22 protein-coding genes are annotated in these 24493 nt (G+C 39.3%); 11 read left to right on the top strand and 11 right to left on the bottom strand.

The window, feature by feature from the left end:
* Window positions 1-145 precede the first annotated feature (145 nt).
* Complete coding sequence (locus ACYQ28_RS14035) at window positions 146-1012, bottom strand: alpha/beta hydrolase family protein (protein WP_460051117.1); 867 nt, start codon at window positions 1010-1012, stop codon at window positions 146-148.
* 276 nt (window positions 1013-1288) lie between these two features.
* Here ACYQ28_RS14035 and ACYQ28_RS14030 point away from each other — a divergent pair, with 276 nt between their 5' ends.
* Complete coding sequence (locus ACYQ28_RS14030) at window positions 1289-3244, top strand: CocE/NonD family hydrolase (RefSeq protein WP_460051119.1); 1956 nt, start codon at window positions 1289-1291, stop codon at window positions 3242-3244.
* Between the two features lie 119 nt (window positions 3245-3363).
* On the opposite strand, the gene ACYQ28_RS14025 is transcribed toward ACYQ28_RS14030, so the two are convergent.
* A complete protein-coding gene (locus ACYQ28_RS14025; RefSeq protein ID WP_460051121.1) occupies window positions 3364-4950 on the bottom strand; it encodes a protein adenylyltransferase SelO in 1587 nt (528 codons plus the stop codon).
* A 298-nt stretch (window positions 4951-5248) separates the two neighbouring features.
* On the bottom strand, window positions 5249-5563 hold the full coding sequence (locus ACYQ28_RS14020; RefSeq protein WP_460051123.1) for a hypothetical protein: 315 nt from the start codon (window positions 5561-5563) through the stop codon (window positions 5249-5251).
* Window positions 5564-5902: 339 nt separating this feature from the next.
* Here ACYQ28_RS14020 and cysK point away from each other — a divergent pair, with 339 nt between their 5' ends.
* Entirely contained in the window at window positions 5903-6865 is a 963-nt protein-coding gene (gene cysK, locus ACYQ28_RS14015; RefSeq protein ID WP_460051125.1) for a cysteine synthase A, read from the top strand.
* 267 nt (window positions 6866-7132) lie between these two features.
* Here cysK and ACYQ28_RS14010 read toward each other — a convergent pair whose 3' ends face one another.
* The 4 genes from ACYQ28_RS14010 to ACYQ28_RS13995 all read right to left on the bottom strand — a co-directional run bounded on the left by ACYQ28_RS14010 (window position 7133) and on the right by ACYQ28_RS13995 (window position 10224).
* Entirely contained in the window at window positions 7133-8086 is a 954-nt protein-coding gene (locus ACYQ28_RS14010; RefSeq protein WP_460051127.1) for a bifunctional helix-turn-helix transcriptional regulator/GNAT family N-acetyltransferase, read from the bottom strand.
* A gap of 415 nt (window positions 8087-8501) precedes the next feature.
* The gene (gene bfr, locus ACYQ28_RS14005; RefSeq protein ID WP_460051129.1) at window positions 8502-8984 is read right to left on the bottom strand and encodes a bacterioferritin; all 483 of its coding nucleotides are present in this window, start codon (window positions 8982-8984) and stop codon (window positions 8502-8504) included.
* A 76-nt stretch (window positions 8985-9060) separates the two neighbouring features.
* Window positions 9061-9252, bottom strand: coding sequence for a (2Fe-2S)-binding protein (locus ACYQ28_RS14000; RefSeq protein ID WP_460051131.1), 192 nt, complete (start codon window positions 9250-9252; stop codon window positions 9061-9063).
* Between the two features lie 108 nt (window positions 9253-9360).
* The gene (locus tag ACYQ28_RS13995) at window positions 9361-10224 is read right to left on the bottom strand and encodes an SIR2 family protein (RefSeq protein WP_460051133.1); all 864 of its coding nucleotides are present in this window, start codon (window positions 10222-10224) and stop codon (window positions 9361-9363) included.
* A gap of 1095 nt (window positions 10225-11319) precedes the next feature.
* On the opposite strand from ACYQ28_RS13995, the gene nifH reads away from it, so the two are divergent.
* From nifH to ACYQ28_RS13960, 7 genes are all read left to right on the top strand, one after another.
* Window positions 11320-12192, top strand: a complete 873-nt coding sequence (nifH, locus tag ACYQ28_RS13990) for a nitrogenase iron protein (protein WP_460051135.1) — start codon at window positions 11320-11322, stop codon at window positions 12190-12192.
* A gap of 284 nt (window positions 12193-12476) precedes the next feature.
* A complete protein-coding gene (gene nifD, locus ACYQ28_RS13985) occupies window positions 12477-13958 on the top strand; it encodes a nitrogenase molybdenum-iron protein alpha chain (RefSeq protein WP_460051137.1) in 1482 nt (493 codons plus the stop codon).
* A 111-nt stretch (window positions 13959-14069) separates the two neighbouring features.
* Complete coding sequence (nifK, locus tag ACYQ28_RS13980) at window positions 14070-15641, top strand: nitrogenase molybdenum-iron protein subunit beta (RefSeq protein ID WP_460051139.1); 1572 nt, start codon at window positions 14070-14072, stop codon at window positions 15639-15641.
* A gap of 162 nt (window positions 15642-15803) precedes the next feature.
* Entirely contained in the window at window positions 15804-16022 is a 219-nt protein-coding gene (nifT, locus tag ACYQ28_RS13975; protein WP_460051140.1) for a putative nitrogen fixation protein NifT, read from the top strand.
* Between the two features lie 2 nt (window positions 16023-16024).
* Window positions 16025-16723 (top strand): NifB/NifX family molybdenum-iron cluster-binding protein, encoded by a 699-nt coding sequence (locus ACYQ28_RS13970; RefSeq protein ID WP_460051142.1) that lies wholly within the window; start codon window positions 16025-16027, stop codon window positions 16721-16723.
* Complete coding sequence (locus ACYQ28_RS13965; protein ID WP_460051144.1) at window positions 16720-16989, top strand: DUF6129 family protein; 270 nt, start codon at window positions 16720-16722, stop codon at window positions 16987-16989. Before ACYQ28_RS13970 ends, ACYQ28_RS13965 begins: the two co-directional genes overlap by 4 nt.
* Window positions 16982-17728 (top strand): 4Fe4S-binding leucine-rich repeat protein, encoded by a 747-nt coding sequence (locus tag ACYQ28_RS13960; protein ID WP_460051146.1) that lies wholly within the window; start codon window positions 16982-16984, stop codon window positions 17726-17728. The genes ACYQ28_RS13965 and ACYQ28_RS13960 overlap by 8 nt, the downstream gene beginning before the upstream one ends.
* A 280-nt stretch (window positions 17729-18008) precedes the next feature.
* Here ACYQ28_RS13960 and ACYQ28_RS13955 read toward each other — a convergent pair whose 3' ends face one another.
* The 4 genes from ACYQ28_RS13955 to ACYQ28_RS13940 all read right to left on the bottom strand — a co-directional run bounded on the left by ACYQ28_RS13955 (window position 18009) and on the right by ACYQ28_RS13940 (window position 20959).
* Window positions 18009-18326: a hypothetical protein gene (locus tag ACYQ28_RS13955; RefSeq protein WP_460051148.1), complete on the bottom strand. Its 318-nt coding sequence runs from the start codon at window positions 18324-18326 to the stop codon at window positions 18009-18011.
* A 445-nt stretch (window positions 18327-18771) separates the two neighbouring features.
* Window positions 18772-19998 (bottom strand): hypothetical protein, encoded by a 1227-nt coding sequence (locus ACYQ28_RS13950; RefSeq protein ID WP_460051150.1) that lies wholly within the window; start codon window positions 19996-19998, stop codon window positions 18772-18774.
* Between the two features lie 470 nt (window positions 19999-20468).
* Window positions 20469-20654: a hypothetical protein gene (locus ACYQ28_RS13945; RefSeq protein WP_460051152.1), complete on the bottom strand. Its 186-nt coding sequence runs from the start codon at window positions 20652-20654 to the stop codon at window positions 20469-20471.
* Entirely contained in the window at window positions 20651-20959 is a 309-nt protein-coding gene (locus ACYQ28_RS13940) for a BrnT family toxin (RefSeq protein ID WP_460051154.1), read from the bottom strand. The genes ACYQ28_RS13945 and ACYQ28_RS13940 overlap by 4 nt, the downstream gene beginning before the upstream one ends.
* A gap of 620 nt (window positions 20960-21579) precedes the next feature.
* On the opposite strand from ACYQ28_RS13940, the gene ACYQ28_RS13935 reads away from it, so the two are divergent.
* Window positions 21580-22938, top strand: coding sequence for a Fic family protein (locus ACYQ28_RS13935; RefSeq protein ID WP_460051156.1), 1359 nt, complete (start codon window positions 21580-21582; stop codon window positions 22936-22938).
* Window positions 22939-23305: 367 nt separating this feature from the next.
* Window positions 23306-24442, top strand: a complete 1137-nt coding sequence (locus tag ACYQ28_RS13930) for a DUF3667 domain-containing protein (RefSeq protein ID WP_460051157.1) — start codon at window positions 23306-23308, stop codon at window positions 24440-24442.
* Window positions 24443-24493: the final 51 nt, after the last annotated feature.

Genomic DNA, 24493 nt, shown 5'->3' with positions numbered 1-24493 from the left:
AATGATTTTATAAAAAGATCTATAGACGGTTTTTAACGGTTTAAAACCGATTGATTGATAAGAAGTGTTGCAGATGAGAATGTTGAATGATATCAAAAAATTCTGATTAAACGGTGGTAGTGTTGATTAAAACTTTATAGGGTCTTTATTTTTGAATAAATCGCTCGATTTCTTCCAATACAGACGACCAAAAAAAATCTTTCAGTTTGGGTTTGAAGTAATCGAAGTGATCAATTTTACCTAACGCTTTGTTTTCCACTTTAAAGATATTAATGGCCTTTGAGCTTTTAACATTCTTCCAAAAGTTATGTGTATTTGTCTCGTTCGAGATAGGATCGTCCGGTGAATAAAAAACGGTAATGGGAAAGTCGATATTTTTATAACAATCGTTGGGAATCGTTTTTCCGTAAAATTCGTCGTCAAAAAAATAATCTTCTTTTGAACACCAGTCACGCCACTCTATGGCGACACCTTTGGGTAGATCTTCCATCAAGCCAAATTGTTTATTGGCTAAATAGCCTTTTAACAAAATGCTAATTGGGCCAAATAAATAAAAAAAGAAATAGGCTTTTATTCGGTAAGCCAAAGGCATGTTGAGAAGATAACCGGACGAGACTGCAATATTTATCGCACCGTCAACATTATTTAAATTATTCATTAAGCCGATTTGTTGTCCACCAGTGCTGTGCGCAACAAAGATAAACGGTAAAGCTGGGTATTGAGATTTCAAAAAACGTTTTATGGCATCCATATCTTTTGAGCCATAATCGGAATACCGATAATCACAGGTATTTAATCGGCTGGGTGCAGACTCACCACTGTCGCGATAATTCCAGAGGCAAACAATGTGATTGTGCTCGGCTAAAAATGTTAAAAATCGTAAATAAAACTCTTTTTTTACCGCAGTTCCGCAATTAAATTGAATGATAGACTTGGGGTTTTCGGGTATTAGAAGAATACCTTTAAGCACCACGCCATCATCACAGGTGGTTTCAAACTCTTGTTTTGTCATGGCGTATTTCTTTGTTTATTATTGGCGAGTATTTCTTCGCAATTATTTTAAGGGACAAGTCTACACCTTGTTTTGTGTCTTTTTCTTGTACGTTTTCGTGCAACTTTAATAACAAAAAAATTCTTTTAGTGTGTTTGCGAACAACACAATTTTTTGTTGTTAATTTATTGTTTTTTCGCTTTCAAAAATAACAAATGTTATTTACATTTAAAGGGCACTTCAAAATAACCTTCCCAAAATCCGAACTCAAACACACTAATAATAAAGGATAGTTTTATGTTTGGTTTTCTAAACTTACGTTTCTGGGCGACGTTTGTTGTACTCGTATTATTTCCAATACAAGAATTACTCGCTGATAATAACTGGACTACATCTGGTACTCGATCCTTATTGTCTGAACCTAATCAGATTATTTCTAACGGATCACGAACCTGGCAAGACTACGATAGACCCGAGGAATATCCTAATACGGTAAGATTACCTACCGAAACGATCTTGCTCGATGATGGTGTTGAACTGGCTGCATTTATTACTTTACCTGCTGACGAATTGGGTAATCCTATTGATCAAGATTTTCCGACGGTTATCGTAATTAGTGATTACAACGTTACGCTGGGTAATATATTCAGCGATTTAGGCTCAAATTTAGGCGTTTTTTTAGGGGCTGCTGATCCCTACATAGTGAAGCGCGGTTATGCTGTTGTGTCTGTAGACGGGCGCGGCACCGGAAAATCCACCGGCGTATGGGATGCTTGGGGTTCAAGCCAAGGCGATTACCAACAAATTATCGATTGGGTTCTTGCGCAGCCTTGGACAAACGGAGACCTAGCTTTACGAGGTGTTTCTGATCTTGGTATTCAAGCTTTATTTGCAGGCGCTACTGGTGATCCTGCGGTAAAAGCCATTTTTTCCATAGTACCGGCTGCCGATACCTATCGTGATACCGTATTTACCGGCGGTTCGGGTAATTTGTTATTTATTTCGTTGTGGCTTTCTTTAACCACATTAGCAAGCGTTGCCAACCCGGATATTATTCTAAATCCCGAAGAAGGTATTCCGGAGGTAATTGATGTGCTTTCGGATGCGTTACTGGAGTTTCAGTTACCAATTTTTACTCAAGCCTTATTAGGGGATGACGAATTACTTTACGACGGCCCATTTTGGCAACCACGTTCACCTATAGAGCGCATTGATCAGATTCAGGCGCCTACGTTTATTATTGGTTCTGTGCACGATATTTTTCAGCGCGGTGAACTCAATTTATACGAACAATTAAAACGCAATGTAGACAGCCGACTTTTGGTCTTGCCGGGCAATCACATTGAGGCGGCTTTGGCGACCAGCGCATCACAAGGTCAGTTAGGACTGCCACCAACTAATCACTTCGAATTACAGTGGTACGATCAACACTTGCGTGGATTTAACGCCGGTGTTGAGCAAATTCCACAAGTTACGCAATACATGATTGGTCTCGATCGTTTTGCTACCAGCGACGATTGGCCGGTACCACAGGCAGAACCAAAACGATTGTATTTCCATCCTTTTAGTAAATTAAAAGAAGATAGTGCAGGAATTTTTGGTGGCAGTAAAACTGTGTACGCATTTCCTGCCAGCGGCTTGTGCTCGATCAGCAGTGCGCAGTGGTCTTTAGGTATTCTGGGTTTTGTGCCTTTAGAGTGTTTTGAAGACAACAGTTTTACCGAGTTATTTTTTAACGTAATTTACGAAACCGACGTGCTAACGGAAGACCTCGCAATTAACGGCCCAATTCAGGCGGATATTTTTGCGGCGACCACCAATTTTGTGGGTTTAGTTTCGGTTCGCGTTGATGATGTTGCGCCGGATGGACGAGTAACTCCTTTAACCAACGGCTTATTAAATATGAAACATCGCGCGGTTGATGAATCACGGACACGTACTTTAGTCGGTGAAAATATTCAATCCTGGCATCCGTACACCGAAGCGGCAGAACAATCGGTATATCCCAACATTACCATGAAATTACCGGTAAATATTCAACCCACCAGTGCCGTTATTAAAAAAGGCCATAAATTACGTGTTGCTGTTGGGCCAAGTAATTTACCGCAGGGAACCATTTTGGGTGAAGAAGGATTATTGCAACTGCTGCCAACATGGTTGACAGTTGAAAATAATTACTGGTATCCATCGAGTATTGTGTTACCGGTAGTGCCTAATAACAGTTTTAGTATTGTGCCTACTGGCGGTGAATAACGACAATTAGCAAGATTGTTTATCAGCTAGATCTTTGATTAAAAAACCTCTGATTAACACGTACGTGATTTAATCAGAGGTTCCTGTAATGAATCATTCAATAAAATTAATATCAACCACTAGGTTCCGCAAAAGGTTCTAAGCACAACTTCAGACTCTGTAGGTGGTTGCGTAAAAGGTTTAACGGCTTCTCTATATTCGAAAGGCTTTTCTAACACATCGGCCAAGGTATGAAAGAGACTAAAATCGTTATTTTCTTTTGCGTGTTCAATGGCTCGATTAACCCAGTGATTTCTGGGAATAATTGCCGGATTTACCGAACGAATTTGCTCGACGTTTTTCAGGACTTGATCTTTATTCGCAAATGCTTGGGCGCTTGTTAATTCTGCGAGCCAGCGAGTTATCCACGATTGTAATTCATCGGGTATTTTGTCCCACAAAAACTCACGTTCAATAATTATCTTTGGTGTTTCTGTATGTTCGGATTTCTCAGATTGATCTTTAGCTTGCGGTAATTGCCCTTCTAAAAGTGTCTCACCCAGAATATTACCAAGGTTCCTAAATGAGTTGGTAAAATCCAATCGATGACGTTCAAGAATATCTAAAAATTCCTGCGTTAGCGATTGGCTCGCCGAAGACGCGTTATTAAAACCCAGTTTTTCGGCAAAAATCCGGTCGTAATGTTGATTGTATTCTACATCAAAGTTATCGAGCGATTGCTGGGCCGTCGCTAAGGCTTCCTGTTCTTTGCCCATTAATGGCAGCAACGCTTGCCCTAACCAACTTAAATTCCATTTCGCAACGGTCGGTTGATTGCAATAGGCGTAACGGCCACCACGATCAATAGAGCTGAATACTTTTTTAGAATTGAATTCGTCTAAAAATGCACAGGGCCCAAAATCAATGGTATCGCCACTGACCAACATGTTATCGGTATTCATGACGCCGTGAATAAAACCAACCGACATCCAGCGTGCTATTAATAGGGCTTGTCTTTTTACCGCGCAATCAAATAAAGCTGCGTAAGGATTTTTTAAGCCGTGTTGCGCAACATCTTGGGCGTAGTGACGATCAATCACGTAGTCGGCCAAATGTTGTATCGATTCTAGATCACCACGTGCCGAAAAGTATTGAAAAGTACCCACTCGCACATGACTGGCCGCAACCCGCGTTAAAATTGCGCCGGGTTCCAGTTGGTCGCGAACTACGCGTTCACCGGTGATGACCGCAGCCAAGGCGCGTGTTGTAGGAATGCCCAGAGCAAACATGGTTTCACTAAGAAGATATTCGCGTAACACCGGGCCGACCGGTGAGCGACCGTCGCCCATGCGTGAAAAGCGCGTAGTGCCGCTGCCTTTGAGTTGCACATCCAATAATTGATTGCAATGATTTTTCAGTTCGCCCAAATAAATAGCGCGACCGTCACCCAGTTGTGGATTCCAGTGACCAAACTGATGTCCGGCATAAACCGAGGCGATGGTTGTTACCGGAAGGTCTTCATCATTACCGGCAAGAAGTTGCAGAGTTTCGCTGGATTCTAAGGTTTTGCTGTCTAACCCTAATTCACTTGCGAGTGTTTTATTAACACGAATAAATTCCGGCTTTTTTACCAACGTCGGTACTGTGTTGGAATAAAATTGTTCGCCCAGAGTTTGCAGGCTGTGCTCCAATAAACGGTATTTTAATGGACTATTATTGGTTGCCATTTACGACTCGATCTTCGTTGATAAAATAAAGGAAACGCTAATTAACCCAGAGTTTCCTGCGCTACAAGGATGCGTCGCCAATTTCAGGAACGGTAACACACTGAAATTGTGAAGAAATTGAAAATCGCATTGTCAATTTCTGCTCTTTGATTAAATCACGGATGGGTTAATCAAAGGTTCCTAAGGCTAAACTGTAACTGAGGCTCAAATAACTTTCATCCACACAAAAACCGTGTGAATTCATTTGTTAAGGCCTTGCGTGAGATTCTTAAAATTTTTAGTGATCAGTTTTTAGCTGTTATTCAACAACATCACCACCGGCGATAAAATCCTCGATTTTGAATAAAATGTAATCATTGTGGCGAATGTTCTTGGCAATCTCTCGGGCTTCTTCCGGTGAATGCCCATGCAGCAAAAAACTTAAGGTTGCTAAATATTCGTTTTCATAAAAAATCGCGGTTTTTAGTTCAATAGCATCCTCAATAGATTCCGATAAGTGCAGGCTCGAAACTACTTTTAAATTCCGATCAATTCGGTTGATATAACTAAAACCTATTATATCAGCCGTACCGGACGACTCTGTGGCGCTCTCTTGTGTCGAATTCGAATGCATATGCTGCCCTAGATTTTTGACATTTAATTTGAGTCGCTTGTATTGCCGACCCAATTCATTCTATTCATTGATACTAATGTTGGTTTCTGCAAAGACTAAGCCGATATTTGCTAATCTTAGTCATAAAGGGCACTGTATTACTTGATTTTAACTGTTTGTAACTTATCCACAATTACGCGCATTTATTGCAGTATATGATGCACAATTACGCATATTATCAACTATGCAACTTAATCTGCTCGGTATACTCTAGGCTCTAGCTTCATAAAACTAACAACCGAACTCGGCTGAGATGAATTACTCGTCGTAAGTCAGCCGACCGAATAAGGGGGAATTTGTATGTTTGATAACAATTCACAAAGCATTGGTAATACACCAATGGTACGTGTAAAAAATCTTTGGCCTGCCGGTAATGTTTACGCAAAAATTGAATCCCGAAACCCCGCCGGGTCGGTAAAGTGTCGCATTGGCGCGAACATGATTTGGGCCGCAGAAGAGAGCGGTGTATTAAAACCCGGCATGACCCTTGTTGAGCCTACCAGCGGTAATACCGGAATCGCGCTGGCATTTGTTGCGGCCAGTAAAGGTTATAAGCTTATTCTAACCATGCCTGCGAGCATGTCGATTGAGCGTCGCAAGTTGATGAAAGCTTTGGGTGCAGAAATTGTTCTGACCGAGCCACCAAAAGGTATGAAAGGTGCTATCGAAAAAGCCAAAGAACTAGTGGCGAGTAATCCCGATACGCATTTGATGTTGCAGCAATTTGAAAACCCAGCAAATCCTGCCATTCACGAAAAAACCACAGGCCCCGAAATTTGGACCGATACTGAAGGTCAAATCGACGTATTTGTTGCCGGCGTTGGAACTGGCGGTACTATCACAGGTGTTTCTCGTTACATTAAAAATCAGCAAGGTAAAGCCATTACCTCTATTGCCGTTGAACCGACTGATTCACCAGTAATTTCTCAAACGCTCAATGGCGAAGACCCAACACCGTCACCGCATAAAATTCAAGGTATTGGCGCAGGTTTTGTACCGCAGAATTTAGATTTAAGTGTGGTTGATGCTGTAGAAAAAGTCTCTAACGATGAAGCCATTGCTACCGCACGTTTACTGATGCAAAAAGAAGGTATTCTTGCGGGTATTTCATGCGGTGCTGCTATGTCTGCGGCGCTGAGAATTGCGGGTAAACCAGAATATAAAGACAAAATGATTGTGGTCATTTTACCTGACTCAGGTGAACGTTACCTAAGTACTGCATTATTTGATGGAATGTTTACTGATAACGAAAACGTGCAGTAGATATCGATATTAAGCCCGTTTTTGTCAATTAAATCTGGATTAATTCTTTTGTAGCATTAACAATAAATTCGTAGTACGGATTTATTGTTAATCTCTTCTTTCTCTATTTTAATCATCCAGAATAAGAAAATTATATCACTGTGACCGTGGTTTTATCGTTCATCAGCGACTAATTTATATCTTTAAACGGTCACTCCGCTATTAATAAAGATAAAAATCAAGATGTAAGATGACGATGATTATCTACAATCACGGCATTTTTACCGGTTAAATTTCGTCTAAAAAGAGTTCCATTTGTACATCACAGCGTTGATAGGGTGAGCTGTAGCCGCTGACCCGTTTAAAACCCAGTTTACGGTACAGCTCCAAAGCGGGTGTTAACGCGGAATTACTCTCCAAATACAGTCGTTTGGCATTCAGAGCTTTTGCTTTCTCGATGACAAAATTCCCTAACATAAAACCAATTCCATAACCGCGGTACGCATCTGCCACTGTCATTTTTGCAAGCTCAAAAGAAGAATCATCCATTTTTAATAACGCACAGGTACCAACGGGTTTGTTATTAAACAGAGCAATAGCAATGTAGCCACCTCGATTAATAATATATTCGAAAGGGTTTTCTAAGGCTTTTATATCGGCATCTTCGAGCGTGAAATATTTATTGATCCACGCTTCGTTTAACATTTTGTAGGCCTGTTGATGATCTTCTGTAAAGTCCACAATAGAAATGCTCGAAGTTTTACTCCATTTATGAATTTTTTTTACACGCTCAAACAAACTCTCACGATTTAATTCGTAACCGAAAGCATTTAAGTCGTTCCATAAATTGCAATTAATATTTTTAAAAATGTCGTCCAGTGCTGTATTAATATCGTCACATTGAGCGTTAAGATTATCAGACATTTTTCGTGCTTTTGCCGTAAGCGAGGCCACGGTTACCCGTGCATCTTGCTTTGATTTCCCGGTTTTAATCAGGCCATGTTTGGTCATATCTTTAACAATTTGGCTTACCGAAGCATGGGTTTGGCCAATATCTTCGGCGAGTTCACTGATGCTGGCGCTGTCTTTTTGGAGCAACATAAACAGTATTGGAAACCAACGCGCGTCAATCTCCACTCCGTACAAATCGTAGATCTTCTGTGCATCGGTGGTCACCACCTCTGCTAGGTGTCGTAAGCGGCTGCCTAGAGCCATTTGGCCTGCTATGGCGAAGAATGACATGATATACCTCATATATTTACGTAAGTACTTACATAAATATATTGATATCGTCTAACTAATGCAAGAGGTTTCGACTAGAGGCCGTTGTGGTTGGAAGTGAATCGGTGTTTTGCGGGCATAATGATGTTGATGAGTGCGAGTAATCGCGGAATTCATTGGGGGAAACTCCGATTAACCTAGAATTTCCAGTAACACAAAGATGCGTCACCAATTTTAAGAACGGTAAGCGATTGAAATTATTGAAATTGTGGAGAGATTAGAAATTGCACTGTCAATTTTTAATCTCTGATTAAATCATGGCTGAGTTAATCAGGAGTTCTTAGAGGTTTCTATACCAAAATCCATTCTCTCTGGTATTAATGGAGCCTTTGGTCAATATTAACAAAAGCTCCAATACCGATTACCCAATAGCCGATTAACTGTCGCTGGCGGGTTCCATTTGCGATTGCAGGTAATTTTCGATGCCTACCGAGTCAATTAAACCTAATTGGGTTTCTAACCAATCAACGTGTGATTCTTCGTCTTCTAAAATGGCTTCAAAAATTTCGCGAGAAATATAATCGCCTTGTTTTTCAGCTTCGGCAATGGCTACGCGTAGATCAGGAATTGCATCGTTTTCTAGGGCTAGGTCGCACTCCAAAATTTCTCTGGTGTTTTCGCCAATACGTAAACGACCCAAGTCTTGTAGATTTGGAATACCTTCTAAGAACAAAATACGCTCAATTAATTTATCGGCGTGTTCCATTTCTTCAATAGATTCGCGGTATTCTTTTTTACCTAATTTGGTAAGACCCCAATCATTAAGCATTCTAGAATGTAGGAAATACTGATTGATAGCAATTAACTCATTAAATAATACTTTGTTTAAATGTTTAATAATTAAAGGATCACCTTTCATAAAGCAATAATTCCGTAGCAATAAGTTACAACATAATGTGACGATTTTTTAGTGTTACAAGTCTACCGACAAACAATCAAAGTTGGCAAGGCGCTTGGGGTTTTGTGCCGGAAATTTGATGTAAAAGCTGCCGAGCCGATTTTCGACAAATTCCGCATTGTGATCCTAGGCCGGTTTTACAGCGCAGTTTTGACATAGTGCAAATACCTTCTTTAGCCGCTTGTTTTACGTGGCTTTCACTAACACCCTTACACACACAGACGTACATTGCTAATTTACCTCGTCACAAGATAAAGAAACTGCGGTAATTTCGTTGTTAAACACATTTGAAATTACAGGTTACAGAAACCTGTAAAATCATTGTTGTAATTAATAATTAGGCAGATTTGAGTTCAAAATCCGGCGATGCCGCGCGAATTAATGCTTTCCAGTCGCCTTCAATTAATTCAATTTTTTTGTTTTTACAAAAGCGGCGTTCTTTATCGGTGGGTTCTGGAATAATTGCCCAACCACTTGGCGTTCCTGAGGCGTAAATCATATCGCTTAAAACCATGCGCTCGGTATCGCGAGTTAATCTAACGCCAACAAATAGATATTGTTTTTCTTGGCGATAGGTTTTTAAAAACGAAGGAATCGCAAAACCACCCATAAGCTCGGTAATGTAATCTACATAGTCGGCATCGGCGGCGATATAGCTTGGTTTTGGTACCGGTGTACCCATGGGTTTAAATAGAATCGGTAACGATGTGTCGGCCTTTTCTTGCTCAATTTCTTGGTAACTGCTGCCGTCGTATTGATAAAGTTTAAAGCGATAATCGGTACCGCCAAGACGGGCACAACCAATAATCAATAAATGAGGCGTGGTGTTGTAGCTGTCTTGCAGTTGAGTGTCTCGGTTAATGTCGATAACGTAATTGGGTTTAATTTCGCTTAACCAATCGTGAAATTGGCCACGAGTCCATTTTTTTGCTCCGTAGGTCTCATTTAAAAAACGCTCAACATAGCTGCGACCTTTTTTAAGCTCTAAATTCATAGCAGCGCGTGGAAATTCATACATTAAACGCGGTGCCATGGGCTGGCCGTCGTTCATGGCTAAAATTAAGCTGTCGCTGTCGGCTGGTATACTGGAGTTATCGGCTTGGTTTTTTACATCGCTTAAAACACCTGCGCCTAGGTACGGCACAATTCGGCCTTCTTTTATTCCTGCAACTAAATCCCTTGCCAGTGTTGAATCGATCATGGTGCTCTCCAGTAATAGGCTAAATTCGAGGGTGTATAAATTGGCTTATTAAAATTAAAAGAAACTGTAATTAACGCAGAGGCTCTTAACAGTTATTGCAAGCCAATAACACAGTGCGAATAACACTGTTTTTCATTTGCAGTGGAACAGCAATAATTAATCCAAGAGTAATACTGCGTGATCGCGGCGCGTCGTTTTCTTAAGTGATTGATAAACCGCAAATTTTTAGGTAAAAAAATAATTGTCGTTTTTCTTACAAACACCTAAAAAATCCACTTGTACCGTTTATGTCGCATTTACAACAATATTTTTTTGAGAAGAGCTTTGTAGGGGAAATCTGCTTGGAGCGGTAAAACATTATGGGAACCTCTAATTAACTCATCCTTGATTTAATCAGAGGGCAGAAATTGAAAATGTGATTTCCAATTTCTTCACAATTTCAATCACTTACAGTTCTTGAAATTGGCGACACATCCTTGTGTCGCGAGAAACTCTAGGTTAATCAGAGTTTCCTATGAGCAATTACGCCTTCAGGCGCTCTAATTAAGTCATCGAAAACCTAACAAGAGGTTTGGGTAGATATCAGTACCCGATAATTTTTGATGCAGGCTGAGTGTTATTGAATAAATTATTAAACGAAAATCGTAATTTTTTAAAATTAATTTCGTGAAGGTAATTTTCTATAAATGAAGGAAGAGAATGTCGTTGCTCTTAATACGAGGCCAATATTAAAAACGGTAGATCAGTATTAAAAATTGTAGATCAACTAATAACAAAAACTGCGTGTTGAACATAGATTGTTAAAAGTAAAACACCAATATTTGATATTTATTGTTATTTTTATCTTGCTTTGTCGGCTTGTTTAAACCTTACAAAAATTGAGTCTATGTTGGTCATGCAACAGCCAATTGGTGATTTTGTCGGTTTTTATCAAACAATAAAAAATTCGTAAGATAAAAAAATCCTTATAAATCAAGGTTATAAATATTTCCTCTGAGTTTGGTATGTACATCGCAATACCACCGTCGCGATTCACTGCTTGTAGTACAGCACCGCATGTAACCATGCGGAATTAGTCAAACAGGAGAAAATATCATGGCAATGCGTCAATGTGCGATTTACGGTAAAGGTGGTATTGGTAAGTCGACCACTACTCAAAACCTAGTAGCTGCTTTGGCAGAAGCTGGCAAAAAAGTAATGATTGTTGGCTGTGACCCTAAAGCCGACTCTACCCGTCTTATCCTTCATTCTAAAGCTCAAAACACCATTATGGAAATGGCTGCGGAAGCAGGTACCGTTGAAGATTTAGAATTAGAAGACGTTCTAAAAACCGGTTACGGCGACATCAAATGTGTTGAGTCGGGCGGTCCAGAGCCAGGCGTTGGTTGTGCAGGCCGTGGTGTAATCACTGCAATTAACTTCTTAGAAGAAGAAGGTGCTTACGACGACGATCTAGATTTCGTTTTCTACGACGTACTCGGTGACGTTGTGTGTGGTGGTTTCGCAATGCCAATTCGCGAAAACAAAGCGCAAGAAATTTACATCGTTGTATCTGGCGAAATGATGGCGATGTACGCCGCAAACAACATTTCAAAAGGTATCGTTAAATACGCTAACTCAGGCGGTGTGCGTTTAGCGGGTCTTATCTGTAACAGCCGTAACACAGATAAAGAAGATGAATTAATTGAAGCCTTAGCAGCTGCTATTGGTACTCAAATGATTCACTTCATTCCACGTGACAACGTTGTTCAACGTGCTGAAATCCGCCGTATGACTGTTATCGAATACGATCCAACTGCTAAACAAGCGGATGAATATCGTGCGCTTGCGCAGAAAGTTATTGATAACAAAAAACTTGTTATTCCTCAGCCTGTAACCATGGACCAACTTGAAGAGTTGTTGATGGAATTCGGCATTATGGAAGAAGAAGACGAAAGCATCATCGGTCAAACTGCTGCTAGCGAGTAATTGATTTATTGATGATTAAATAGTTTTACGAAATTCTGATTAATAGATTTCTTATTTAATCAATGTTTCTTTTAAAGCTATTTAACAGTCGCCCGAAAAATAGTCTTGGTTATTTATTTTTCGGGCTCGCATTAGCGTTTTGCTAATGGCAACAGGGCCTCTGTTGCGCTATTAACCGAATTTTTTCTTTTTTGAATTGACTCGAATTAATAGTCGAATCTGGCTCGGTCGGGTATGGAGCAGATTGGCTTCTGCCTGCAACTCAAAATAAGAGGAGACAGACAATGACTGTCATGACACGTGAAGAAACTGAAGCCCTCATCTCTGAAGTGCTTGAAGTTTATCCTGAGAAAGCCAAGAAAGACCGCGCAAAACATTTAACTCCAAACGACCAATCGTTGGAGCAATCAAAAAAATGTATTACTTCCAATAAAAAATCACTACCCGGTGTTATGACCATTCGTGGTTGTGCATACGCAGGTTCTAAAGGTGTGGTTTGGGGCCCAATTAAAGATATGATTCATATCTCTCATGGTCCGGTTGGTTGTGGTCAATATTCTCGTGCAGGTCGTCGTAACTATTATATCGGTACTACCGGTGTAAATACCTTTGTTACCATGAACTTCACAACTGATTTCCAAGAAAAAGACATCGTTTTTGGTGGTGATAAAAAACTCGCTAAAACCATCGACGAAATCGAAACTCTTTTCCCATTAAATAAAGGCATTACCATTCAATCAGAATGTCCAATTGGTTTGATTGGTGATGACATCGAAGCCGTAGCAAAAACCAAAAACAAAGAAACGGGTAAAACTGTTGTGCCTGTTCGTTGTGAAGGTTTCCGCGGTGTTTCTCAATCGTTGGGTCACCACATTGCAAACGACGCGGTTCGCGATTGGGCGCTTGGTGCTCGTGATGATGACGACAGTTTCGAAAAAACCGATTACGACGTTGCGATCATCGGTGATTACAACATTGGTGGTGACGCTTGGTCTTCTCGTATTTTGCTAGAAGAAATGGGTCTTCGTGTTGTGGCTCAATGGTCTGGTGACGGTTCAATTTCTGAAATTGAATTAACGCCAAAAGTTAAATTGAACCTCGTTCACTGCTACCGTTCAATGAACTACATTTCTCGTCACATGGAAGAGAAATACGGTATTCCTTGGATCGAATACAACTTCTTCGGCCCAACCAAAACCGTTGAATCTCTTCGTAAAATTGCTTCACACTTTGACGAAAGCATTCAAGCAAAATGTGAAGAAGTTATTGCTAAATACAAGCCTGAGTGGGACGCAGTTATTGCCAAATACCGTCCACGTTTAGAAGGCAAAAAAGTTATGTTGTACGTAGGTGGTTTACGCCCACGTCACGTAATTGGTTCATACGAAGATCTAGGTATGGAAGTTGTTGGTACCGGTTATGAATTCGGCCACAACGACGACTACGATCGTACGTTAAAAGAAATGGGCGATGCCACTTTGCTTTACGATGATGTTACTGGTTACGAATTCGAAGAATTTGTGAAAAAAGTAAAACCAGATCTTATCGGTTCTGGCATTAAAGAAAAGTACATCTTCCAAAAAATGGGTGTGCCTTTCCGTCAAATGCACTCTTGGGATTATTCCGGTCCTTACCATGGCTTCGATGGCTTTGCGATTTTCGCACGCGACATGGATATGACGTTGAACAACCCATGCTGGGGCAAATTAAAAGCGCCTTGGAAAACTGAAGACTCTGTAGCTACAGCAGCAGTTGCCAACGCTTAATTAATCGCATCATTTTTTATTAACGTGCCGCTAGTGCTTCAATTAATGGAGCACTAGATCACTCAACCTTTCGCTAGTGTCACAGATTAGTGGCCTAGAAGGAGTTCCGAGATGAGCCAAGACGTAGAAAACATCAAACCAAGTTATCCTTTGTTCCGTAACGACGAATACAAAGAAATACTTAAAAATAAGCGTGAATCTTTCGAAGAAGCGCATTCACAGGAGAAAATTGACGAAGTATTTGAGTGGACTACCACCGAAGAATACAAAGAGTTAAATTTCCAACGTGAAGCATTAACCGTTAACCCAGCCAAAGCTTGCCAACCATTAGGTGCCGTACTCTGTTCTTTGGGTTTTGAGAAAACCATGCCTTACGTGCACGGTTCTCAAGGTTGTGTTGCTTATTTCCGTACTTACTTTAACCGTCACTTTAAAGAGCCTATCTCTTGTGTTTCTGACTCTATGACAGAAGACGCGGCGGTATTTGGTGGTCAGCAAAACATGAAAGACGGTTTGGAAAACTGTAAAGCGATTTACAAACCCGACATGATTGCGGTTTCTACCACTTGTATGGCGGAAGTTATTGGTGATGACTTAAACGCATTCATTAATAACTCGAAAAAAGAAGGCCATGTTCCTGATGAGTATCCAGTGCCTTTCGCTCACACGCCAAGCTTTGTAGGAAGCCACACCACTGGTTGGGATAACATGTTTGAAGGTATCGCTCGATACTTCACGCTTAACTACATGGAAGGCAAAGAAGTAGGTAGCAATGGTAAAATCAACATTGTTCCTGGCTTTGAAACCTACCTAGGTAACTTCCGCGTAATTAAGCGCATGATGAACGAAATGGGTGTAGAAGCCACCATGTTGTCTGATCCAGAAGAAATTTTGGATACACCAGCAGACGGCGAATTCCGCATGTACGCAGGCGGTACCACTCAAGACGAAATCAAAGACGCGCCTAACGCAAAAGATACTTTCTTGTTGCAACGCTGGCAGCTTGTTAAAACCGAGAAATTCGTTAAAAACACTTGGAACCACGCAACTCCACAAATTCACATTCCAATGGGTTTAGATTGGACTGACGAGTTTTTAATGGAAGTGAGCAAAGTCACCGGCCAACCCATTCCTGCGTCTCTAGAAAAAGAACGCGGTCGTTTGGTTGATATGATGACCGACTCGCACACTTGGATGCACGGTGTTAAATACGGACTTTGGGGTGATCCTGATTTTGTCATGGGCATGACCAAATTCTTACTAGAATTAGGTGCAGAACCAACTCACATTCTTTGTAACAACGCCAACAAACGTTGGAAAAAAGCAATGGATGCCATGTTGGCCGAATACAAAATGGATAAGCTTTGCGAAGTTCATATCGGTAAAGACTTGTGGCACATGCGTTCTCTAGTATTCACCAATAAACCAAACTTCATGATTGGTAACTCCTACGGCAAGTTTATCCAACGTGATACTTTGTACAAAGGTGAAGAGTTCGAAGTACCATTGGTGCGTATTGGTTTCCCAATTTTCGATCGTCATCATTTACATCGTCAAACCACTTTAGGTTACGAAGGCGCCATGCAAATTCTAACCACCTTGGTTAACTCTGTACTTGAGCGTCTTGACGACGAAACACGCGGAATGCAAACCACTGACTACAATTACGATCTTGTCCGTTAATTGTGAGACCGGGCGATTACATTAATCGCCCACGTTGAAATTAAACGGTTTAACTTTGTGTATTTAACGTTGTGATTTTTTATAAAAATCACAAATAAAAAAGTTATTCGGTCATTTCGGGGTAACACAATTACCCCGCTTTTTATTTAACGGAGAAAGATTATGCCAAACGTAATGTTACGTCGTAACGAGTCTGGACAATTAACGCTGTACGTTGCAAAACGTGACCAAGAAGACGTGGTTGTGTCTATTGAAAAAGAAGGCTCAGAAGGTTGGGGCGGTACCATCGAGCTTGCCGATGGCTCAGCGTATTATATTGATCCGCTGGATGCCGAACCAAAATTACCAATCACCTTGAGAGCCAAACGTGCAGGGGGTTAATCATGAGCGCGCTTTGCGAAGATGTCGCTGTGCGATTGGCGCTCGCTGCACGTGCACTACCGGAAGAAATTGAAACTCGTGAATTAGTTCTCGGTGTGTTAGAAGCGGTTGGCGAACCCATTACCAGTGCAAAATTAAATAAACTCCGTTTAAATCGATTAAAAAAAATCGAAGCTCTCGCACACGTTGACGATGCTTATCTTAAAGAAGCACTCAACTTTCTTAAGGGTCGCAATATAAAACGCGAACCTGAACCTCTTCCCGAAATTATTTCCTTAAATGATGGCGACATGCCCGAATCCGTTCGTGTGGCTTGTGCGTCAAATTCTGGCGATAAAATTGACGGACACTTTGGCTCTTGCTCACGCTTTTTAGTGTATCAACTCTCTGCCGACGAAATCAGACTCGTCGATATCCGCAAACCAGAATCAGTAAGCGATGACGAAGATAAAAACGTTGCCCGCGCCGCATTAATTAACGACTGTAACGTTTTATATACCGTCTCGATTGGTGGCCCGGCTGCGGCAAAAGTTGTTAGAGCCGGATTACATCCCATTAAATTGCCGCAAGGCGGTGTTGCGCCCGATGTGTTAAAACGTTTGCAAGAAACCATCGCCACATCACCACCACCTTGGTTAGCAAAAGCCATGGGACAAAATCCAGAAGAACGCGTGCGTTTTCGAGAGGAGGCAACCGGATGATTACCGAGCAAGATATCAGCACAGTTGTTGATTTAGTGAAAGCCAATGGTTTATCGGAAGACGTAGTTTCTAAATTACGTTCACAATTTAACGGTTATCATTTTACCTATTGTATGGATGATGACATGGACGCATTTAAGCCCGCCAAAGAATGCGAAGGTTTTAATATTTATTTTGTGAATTCATCCGACCATTGTTCTAAATTAACCACCGACCCAACTAACGCATCTGGGTTTGTATTGGCCGAGGTAATTGAAGATGACTGACTCACAAGAGTCACCGTTTGACGACTTAACTCCCATTGCCGATTGTCGTTTTTGTTCGTTTCAAACAAAAACCTTATTAATGGGACGATGCACGCCGGGTGATGCTTGTGTATTGGTTCAAAGCGGTCGTCAGATCGACCGCTTTTTTCGCAATAATCCGCAATATGCCAGTCGTTATTTACGTGACGAATTTTGGGAAAGACGTGCCATTGCCGTTCGCTACTCACCGCAAAGCGAACTCATCAACATGATTAAAGATCCAGACGAAGCCGTACGCCGCGCCGTTGCCTATCGACTGCCACCGGATCAACTCGAAGGCATGATCGACGACATCGACCGCGAAGTGCGCATTACCGTCGCCGATCGCATTCCCTTAGACAAACTTGAACTGCTCGCCAATGATCCCGATTATTTAGTGCGAGCCTACGTTGCACAACGATTACCGGCAGGGCGATTATTTCGCTTAATTCGCGATCCCGATCGCCAAGTACGCAAACTCGTTGCCAAACGCATACCCGAAGCCAGCCTAGGAATGATGCTTTATGATCCCGAACCCGAAGTACGCCGAGTTGTGGCCAGCCGCGCACAAAGCGACGAACTAGAACTCTTACTAAAAGACGAAGACTGGGTAGTGCGCCTAACAGCCGCCGAACGCGCACCGCTGGAATCATTAGAACCACTTAAAAACGACCCAGAACCCGAAGTAGTTAGAACCGTACAAGAACGGCAAAACAGCTAAACCAAATTCCCTCCCAAAAACACCGCTAAAAAAACCTACTTGATAAATTATTAAATATGCAAAAATAAATTGCGAGTAGGTTTTCTTTAATATTTTTTGACAGAGTTTATTTTGAATATGACTACTATAGAGAACCTCTGAATAACTCATTCATGATTTAATCAGAGGGAAGAAATTGAAAATGTGATTTCCAATTTCTTCACAGTTTCAATCACTTACACTTCTTGAAATTGGCGACACATCCTTGTGTCGCGAGAAACTCTCGATTAATCAGAGTTTTCTATAGCAAATGGTCAAAACTGCCTTTTTTAAAAGCAGATTCAACATAGTATAGCGTCTTTTCATATATGCCCATTTGCACATCATCGAATTTTTCTTCATGCTCATCGCTGTAATTAGGATGATCCTCATCATAATATGGGTATTTCAGTCTCGCTTTCTTTTTTTCGATTACAGCAAAATCAATAAGCGCTTCAGCTTCTTCATTACTGAGAAAAATAGGTGGCTGTACATCTTTATGCGGAAATGCCGTTTTTAGAGCAACATAATTTTCATTAGCAACAATTTCTGCTATCTCCTCCACCAATTCAGGCGGCATGAGAACCTCTCTCTTAATCATCTATTGGCTACCTTAGATAATGCGTTAGATTAATATTTTTCTTCGATTAATTTTTTTATAATTTAATTTGAAGTTAACAATCGTCAATTCTTTTGGTTGTTCAGGTATAAAGATAAATGTAGTTGATAGTGATGTTCAATTTAATTAGTACTATAACTATGAATGGTTAACGGATGACTTATATTTGAGGGTCCTATCATTCTTGGAGTGCGGTCTTAGTAAAAAACTAAAAAGATAAATTCGGCATATTTTCTTAAGAAAATAACGGCTCGACACGCTTAGGGAAAGTCAGTGCAATCACATTGCTAAAAATTCATCTTAGAAATCTAGGCGTGCTTACGATGTAAAACCCTCAAGGAAATATTTGATGAACGTTAATTTTTTGATAAATATTAGGCCTAATATTTATTGACCGGATCTGAGATTATTTAAGCTGAAGTCCTATCTTCTGCATATTAGATAATGCAGTGTTTGAACTTAATCGGGCATATTGTTTTTCTTTAGCCAAAGTACTTTCTTTATTTAATAACCTCTTTTTCATTAAAGTTGCCTCATTATATTTGACTGAGTCCGAGAGTCGTTGATTTATATAAATCAAATGTTCCAGCACTCTCCCCATTTTTTTTTGCAATCTAGGGTTAAACTCTTTACTGCATGACAAGTATCGTTTGAGATGAACTTCAGAACACTTCAAAACTGGAGAATCCGCTTCGCAATTACTATGAACTATTAAGGACTGCCAAAATGCATTTCTTGCTGCAATAAAATGCTCTTCGCTATTCAGATTTGATCCAATTAACATTGAGCAGTACCCTCTATTTGCATAAAAGGTGGCAGAATGGCTAAGTAACTCTTTCCTATTAAGAGATCTACCTATAATTTCTGGATCTTCATATTCGTTTCTAGTATAGATAATTTCACCTTCAGATATTCTCCTCTCTAGAAATTCAATTAGTCCAGCGGCATATTTGTCTGAATGAATATATTTTCCATTAATCATAGATTTATACTTATCAAAAAATACAGAATCTACATCATTATCCAAAAATTGTATAAGACCATCCATATCCCCAATATTATGTGCATAAGCTGCATAATTTGGCATTTGGAAAATCACAATTTCCGCTAATTTATCATTAAAACTGCCTTCTTCTAAAAATCCTTCGCTTTCTATTTCTAACTGTTTATCTTTAGCCCATTTGAAACATGATTGAGCATTGTTAAATTGATTGTCATAAAAATATAATGAGCCTTTCAAGGAAATGGCGTGGCTCAATATTTGAAGTGTTAGCCATCGGGGTAAATTTTTAGAGTGAGACAATTTTTTTGCAATATCTATACATTTTGTATAGCAATCCATTGCCTTGCGTTTGTCTTCGCTCTCATTGCTGGAAGTGATTTTTTCTCCCATTTCTTTATTTTCATAGAATTTTTTTAACAAGCTTAAAAAATCTACATCAATTTTTTCACTAAATTTTTTAATTTCTTTTAGTGAGCCTTCTATTAAAACTAAGCCATCATCTTTCTTGTATGAAATTGCATTGGCGACACAACCTGCTATTGCTTCTGCTAGGTGAGGTAATACTCGAACATATTTACCTTTATAGTTCATCCTTTTTAGTAACTCACCAACAGTATCATTAGTAGGCATAATATCCCTTTTCATTATTTATTAAAAAAGAGTGTGATGGGTATTAAAAATTATTACATAGGTTTCTTATTTTATAATTATTTTTATCATCGAATTTACCCTAAATCATGAGTTTTTCAATTTTTGCTTGAGCCTGATGATTTTAACGACATTCATAATTCTCTAGCTCGTTTTACTACTGTAGTTGCTTAGTTTCTCAATGCTATGAACTATATAACGCAATTTCCACCAGTTGTCTGCACCGGCTTCTCTTCTCAAGAAAAAATTAGCTGTTTCTGTATTCTCATTGTTTAACAAAATTAAGTAATGACGACGGATTCAGCTACATGGACTTATGATTGTGGATGTGTTTTTGCTTGAGGTTGACTTTTTGTTCATGTTTTTATCGTCGGCTATTAGCTTCGCCCACTGTGTTTTTCCTTTCATATTTTGCACTTCAGCTAAAGTTACTCTGGTTTTCTTTTTGTTGGTCATTTTTTGCGCTCCTTCGCAAGTTTTAATTCTTTTAATTCTTCTTTGGTTAATTTTGGAGTATCAGGATCTGCAATTATTTGTTCTAAAATTTCTTTATCCGTGGTTTCAATAAATTTCTTTTTATCTGATTTACTCTCCATTTTTTCAATTTCATCCAACGAATACCGTTTAATATTACTCATAGAATGTGCCTCGCATGAAAAGTCATTGTTTCATATGCTCTACGTTCATCTTTTTCTGCCTTTCGAGCAGAAATGATTCGTATAACCTCATTGCCATCTTCGTATACTCGCTCAGTATACACAACTAACAATATACCTAATTTCGATTTACCTACAGTTTGATACCTGGTTTCACCATAATTATGGCGCCGATCGACCCTTTCTTGACGTATTGGATCTTTCCATATCATGGCAGCATCAATAAAATCAATTCCTCGCTCCCGAAGGGTCTTTTCTCGTTTGTCTTCATCCCACTCGAATTGCATCTTATTTTCGCCTTTTACTTTATTGTACGGACTCTGTTATAAGCAATTGTGCGAACGTTAATTCTTTGCACTAGCCTGCCAATCAGCATAAAATCAGACATTGTAACGGATGTGTAGATAATAGCTTGGTTATGCATGACAGGATTCTAAAAAAGCCATTCTAAAATTATTACTTGGTTATCTCGTCTTATAATTATTTTTGTTATCGAAGTTAGCATAAATCATCACTTTTTTAATTTTTGCTCCGGGTTGATAATTTCGACGACATTTGTGCTTCTCTAGCTTGTTTTATTTCTGTAATTGTTTAGCTTCTCAATATTATGAATTATACAGCGCGGTTTCCACTGGTAATCTAATCTGGTTTTCCTTCACAAGTTAAAAAAACGAGTTGTTTTTGGGGTTTCTTTTTTTAATTAAATGACCGGTTTAATCATTAGCTTTCGATGGTTTTAAATATCAGAATCTCTGATTGAATCCGGTGAGATATGAGGGTTTTCCGAAAGTCGGCATATTTCCATTTGATCAAAAAATATCCGATTTTTTGTCTCAAAAGTGGCGGAAATTGAGACAATAGGTTTGTTTTGTGGTATTTTTATCTCAAATATAGTGGAAATTGAGATATGAGAATCAAAGAACCTCCTGTTGAAGAGCGTAATCCTCTCGCGGTGATAGCCAATAAGTGTCCAGAGAAACTTGAGCAGTATCTAGAATTTTTAACCCCTATTGATAAAAGGGGGAGTTATTTACCTTATGACGAGTTAAGGCATAGGATTGATGGCGATCTCGACCACAAATTGGTTTGGTCTTTAGTTAAGTTAGCTAGAAATCGACAAAAAACTAAAATCATCGAATTTGGGGAGCCAAAAAATTCGTGCCATTATCTTTTGACACCACTTATACAAAAAGCAATCTCTGAAGTTGATAGGAATACTACCAGCGCGTCGTTAGAGTGGATCAGTAGCAAGATTGGGGAAAAACACCAAGTAGGATATTTGCTGAATGATCTAATTGAAGATGAATCGATTAGTAGTAGTCAACTTGAAGGAGCTGCCACCACAACTAGAGTTGCAAAAGAATTATTAAAACGCAATAAATCGCCAAGATCAAAAGATGAAAAAATGATTGTTGGTAACTACAAATTAATGATCTTTGCATGGGAAAAGCGCAACGCTCCTTTAAGTTTAGATCTGCTGCAAGAAATACATAAAGTAGGTGTCGAGGGTATCGATGACGATGTTTACTCTCCAGGGAATTTTAGAAAATCTGATAATGTGCATGTTGTAAATTCTGATGGTGAAATTGTGCATACGCCCCCGCCATACAACACCTTAAAAAATAGATTAGAAGAATTTGTTCACTGGGTTAATGAAGATCACGAAGAAAGTGAAGATAGCTCGTATATTCACCCGTTGATAAAGGCAATAACCATTCATTTTGGCATTGGTTACGAACACCCTTTTCAAGACGGTAACGGCAGGGTTGCAAGAGCTTTGTTTTATTGGTACATGTTTAAAAAAGATTTTGCCTCTTTTAGATACATAGCGATTAGCGCGTTGTTAAAAAATGCACCCGTGAAATATGCTAAGAGTTATCTTTATACAGAATCAGATCAAATGGACTTGACCTATTTTATTGAATACCAAAGTGGCATCATTATTAGAGCGATTAAAAAATTTAAAGATGCCTATAAAAATGCAGCCGTTGAAATTGATCGATTCAACGAATGGTTGTTTAAATCGGGTTTATATAAACAATTAAATGACAAGCAGAAAATAGTGTTTCAAGTTGCTAAATCTAGAACCGGTAAAGAGTTTTCCATTAGAGAAGTTGAGCAGAACTTAGGTTGCTCTTACAACACCGCATCATCTGTGCTTAATGGATTGGTTGATTTAAAACTCTTTTCGAAAGGTAAAAATGGTAGAGAATGGGTTTATACAATGAATAACAAAAATCAAATCATCGAAAATTGGTCTACCTAGCGCTTAGTTTTACGGTTTGAAGTAATACTGAGAGATCTACCCCATTTAACGGACGTAGAAACCTCGGTTAAAATCACTCAAAGAGGTATTTTATGTCTAGGCGACGCTGGTTCTACTGGCCTATGGTTCTAGATGATTCTGATTTGAGAAGGCTCTGATTAACGCTTTTTTTGATTGGATCAGGGTTAATCTCAATTTTCTCTCTATTTTGAATTTTAATTCACGTTTTTTAGTTATGCATATTTGTGTGCAGGCGAGCATATTTAATTTACAGCGGTTTAATTTATCGTACTATTCTTGTTTTAGTTGAGTTTCCCGCTTATTTACTCGTTAATATTTTCGGTATACAACAAACACTATTAATGTGATGAACGATAATTCTATTACACAAACCTGTGAAAACTGCGAATCGCCACTGCAAGGGCGTTATTGTCATAAGTGTGGGCAAGATTCTGCGTACCGATTTCGCTATTTGGGCGATATTGTTATGGCGTTTCTCGCCAGTATTTTCAGTTACGACTCCAAGGTGAATCAAACCTTGGTTCCTTTAATGCTCAAGCCCGGAAAAATCGTTAAGGACTATCTGGCAGGGCACAGGGTTAAATACATATCGCCATTTCGGCTGTATTTGTTTTGTAATTTAATTTTCTTTTTGTTGGCGACGTTATTTTTTAATTACAATAACGGTGAAGATGGTTTTATTGAGATAGAAGAAATTCCTAAAGAAGTGATCACGCCTGGCGAAAGCACATCGACTTTATTAGAAGGTCAATCCAGTTCTAAAAAAATAATAAGTGCCGGTGATAAAGATCTCACTCGATATATAACGGAAGAAAACAAAACCGAACTGCAAAAACTAAAAGAATTAGACAATTCTTTTAGCATTAATTTTAATGGCGATGGTTCAAGTGCCGGTGGTTCTAATACTGGTGGTTCAAGTGCTAATGGTTTAGATGCCAATCAAACTTCTACGGCGAGTAACTTTGAACAAACGATTATGCACTACTCGGCACTTTTAGCCGGAATCAGCGACGAGCAATTAGAGCAAAAATTTAAAGATCAAAGTCAGTGGAATGGTGAAGCTATTTTCTCGTATTTTTTCAGCTTATTACCAAAGGTAATGCTGATCTGCTTGCCGATTTTTGCGTTGATTTTAAAGGTTTTTTATATTCGACAAAAAAAGATGTACGTAGAGCATTTAATATTTATGGCTTATGTTCAGAGTTTTGTGTTTATTTTGCTAACATTTTATATGTTGTTTACCGAAGTTAGTAATTTAAACGCAACTAATCAACTCATAACCGTATTTAATTTTGTGATTGATAAAATATTGTTGGTTTTAACTTGTTGGATGTTTGTCTACATTTATCTTTCATTTAAGAACGTTTACGAGCAGGGATGGTTTATAACAACGGTTAAATTCTCAATGATAAGTGCGTTATTCTTTATGATATTTGTGCTTTCTTTGGCGTTATCTATGTGGTGGGCGTTTGTTGTAACTTAATCGGAGGTTACTTAAGTATTTAGCTATTTACAATTTATAGCCTCAGATCAA

Source organism: Sessilibacter sp. MAH1 (assembly GCF_054658315.1).
Note: the sequence above shows the minus strand (reverse complement) of the source record. Positions and strands in the feature narration are given on the sequence as shown.

Coding starts and splice junctions, on each gene's coding strand:
- ACYQ28_RS14035 (WP_460051117.1), bottom strand. CDS start 1,012: ATGACAAAACAAGAGTTTGAAACCACCTGTGATGATGGCGTGGTGCTT.
- ACYQ28_RS14030 (WP_460051119.1), top strand. CDS start 1,289: ATGTTTGGTTTTCTAAACTTACGTTTCTGGGCGACGTTTGTTGTACTC.
- ACYQ28_RS14025 (WP_460051121.1), bottom strand. CDS start 4,950: ATGGCAACCAATAATAGTCCATTAAAATACCGTTTATTGGAGCACAGC.
- ACYQ28_RS14020 (WP_460051123.1), bottom strand. CDS start 5,563: ATGCATTCGAATTCGACACAAGAGAGCGCCACAGAGTCGTCCGGTACG.
- cysK (WP_460051125.1), top strand. CDS start 5,903: ATGTTTGATAACAATTCACAAAGCATTGGTAATACACCAATGGTACGT.
- ACYQ28_RS14010 (WP_460051127.1), bottom strand. CDS start 8,086: ATGTCATTCTTCGCCATAGCAGGCCAAATGGCTCTAGGCAGCCGCTTA.
- bfr (WP_460051129.1), bottom strand. CDS start 8,984: ATGAAAGGTGATCCTTTAATTATTAAACATTTAAACAAAGTATTATTT.
- ACYQ28_RS14000 (WP_460051131.1), bottom strand. CDS start 9,252: ATGTACGTCTGTGTGTGTAAGGGTGTTAGTGAAAGCCACGTAAAACAA.
- ACYQ28_RS13995 (WP_460051133.1), bottom strand. CDS start 10,224: ATGATCGATTCAACACTGGCAAGGGATTTAGTTGCAGGAATAAAAGAA.
- nifH (WP_460051135.1), top strand. CDS start 11,320: ATGGCAATGCGTCAATGTGCGATTTACGGTAAAGGTGGTATTGGTAAG.
- nifD (WP_460051137.1), top strand. CDS start 12,477: ATGACTGTCATGACACGTGAAGAAACTGAAGCCCTCATCTCTGAAGTG.
- nifK (WP_460051139.1), top strand. CDS start 14,070: ATGAGCCAAGACGTAGAAAACATCAAACCAAGTTATCCTTTGTTCCGT.
- nifT (WP_460051140.1), top strand. CDS start 15,804: ATGCCAAACGTAATGTTACGTCGTAACGAGTCTGGACAATTAACGCTG.
- ACYQ28_RS13970 (WP_460051142.1), top strand. CDS start 16,025: ATGAGCGCGCTTTGCGAAGATGTCGCTGTGCGATTGGCGCTCGCTGCA.
- ACYQ28_RS13965 (WP_460051144.1), top strand. CDS start 16,720: ATGATTACCGAGCAAGATATCAGCACAGTTGTTGATTTAGTGAAAGCC.
- ACYQ28_RS13960 (WP_460051146.1), top strand. CDS start 16,982: ATGACTGACTCACAAGAGTCACCGTTTGACGACTTAACTCCCATTGCC.
- ACYQ28_RS13955 (WP_460051148.1), bottom strand. CDS start 18,326: ATGCCGCCTGAATTGGTGGAGGAGATAGCAGAAATTGTTGCTAATGAA.
- ACYQ28_RS13950 (WP_460051150.1), bottom strand. CDS start 19,998: ATGCCTACTAATGATACTGTTGGTGAGTTACTAAAAAGGATGAACTAT.
- ACYQ28_RS13945 (WP_460051152.1), bottom strand. CDS start 20,654: ATGAGTAATATTAAACGGTATTCGTTGGATGAAATTGAAAAAATGGAG.
- ACYQ28_RS13940 (WP_460051154.1), bottom strand. CDS start 20,959: ATGCAATTCGAGTGGGATGAAGACAAACGAGAAAAGACCCTTCGGGAG.
- ACYQ28_RS13935 (WP_460051156.1), top strand. CDS start 21,580: ATGAGAATCAAAGAACCTCCTGTTGAAGAGCGTAATCCTCTCGCGGTG.
- ACYQ28_RS13930 (WP_460051157.1), top strand. CDS start 23,306: ATGAACGATAATTCTATTACACAAACCTGTGAAAACTGCGAATCGCCA.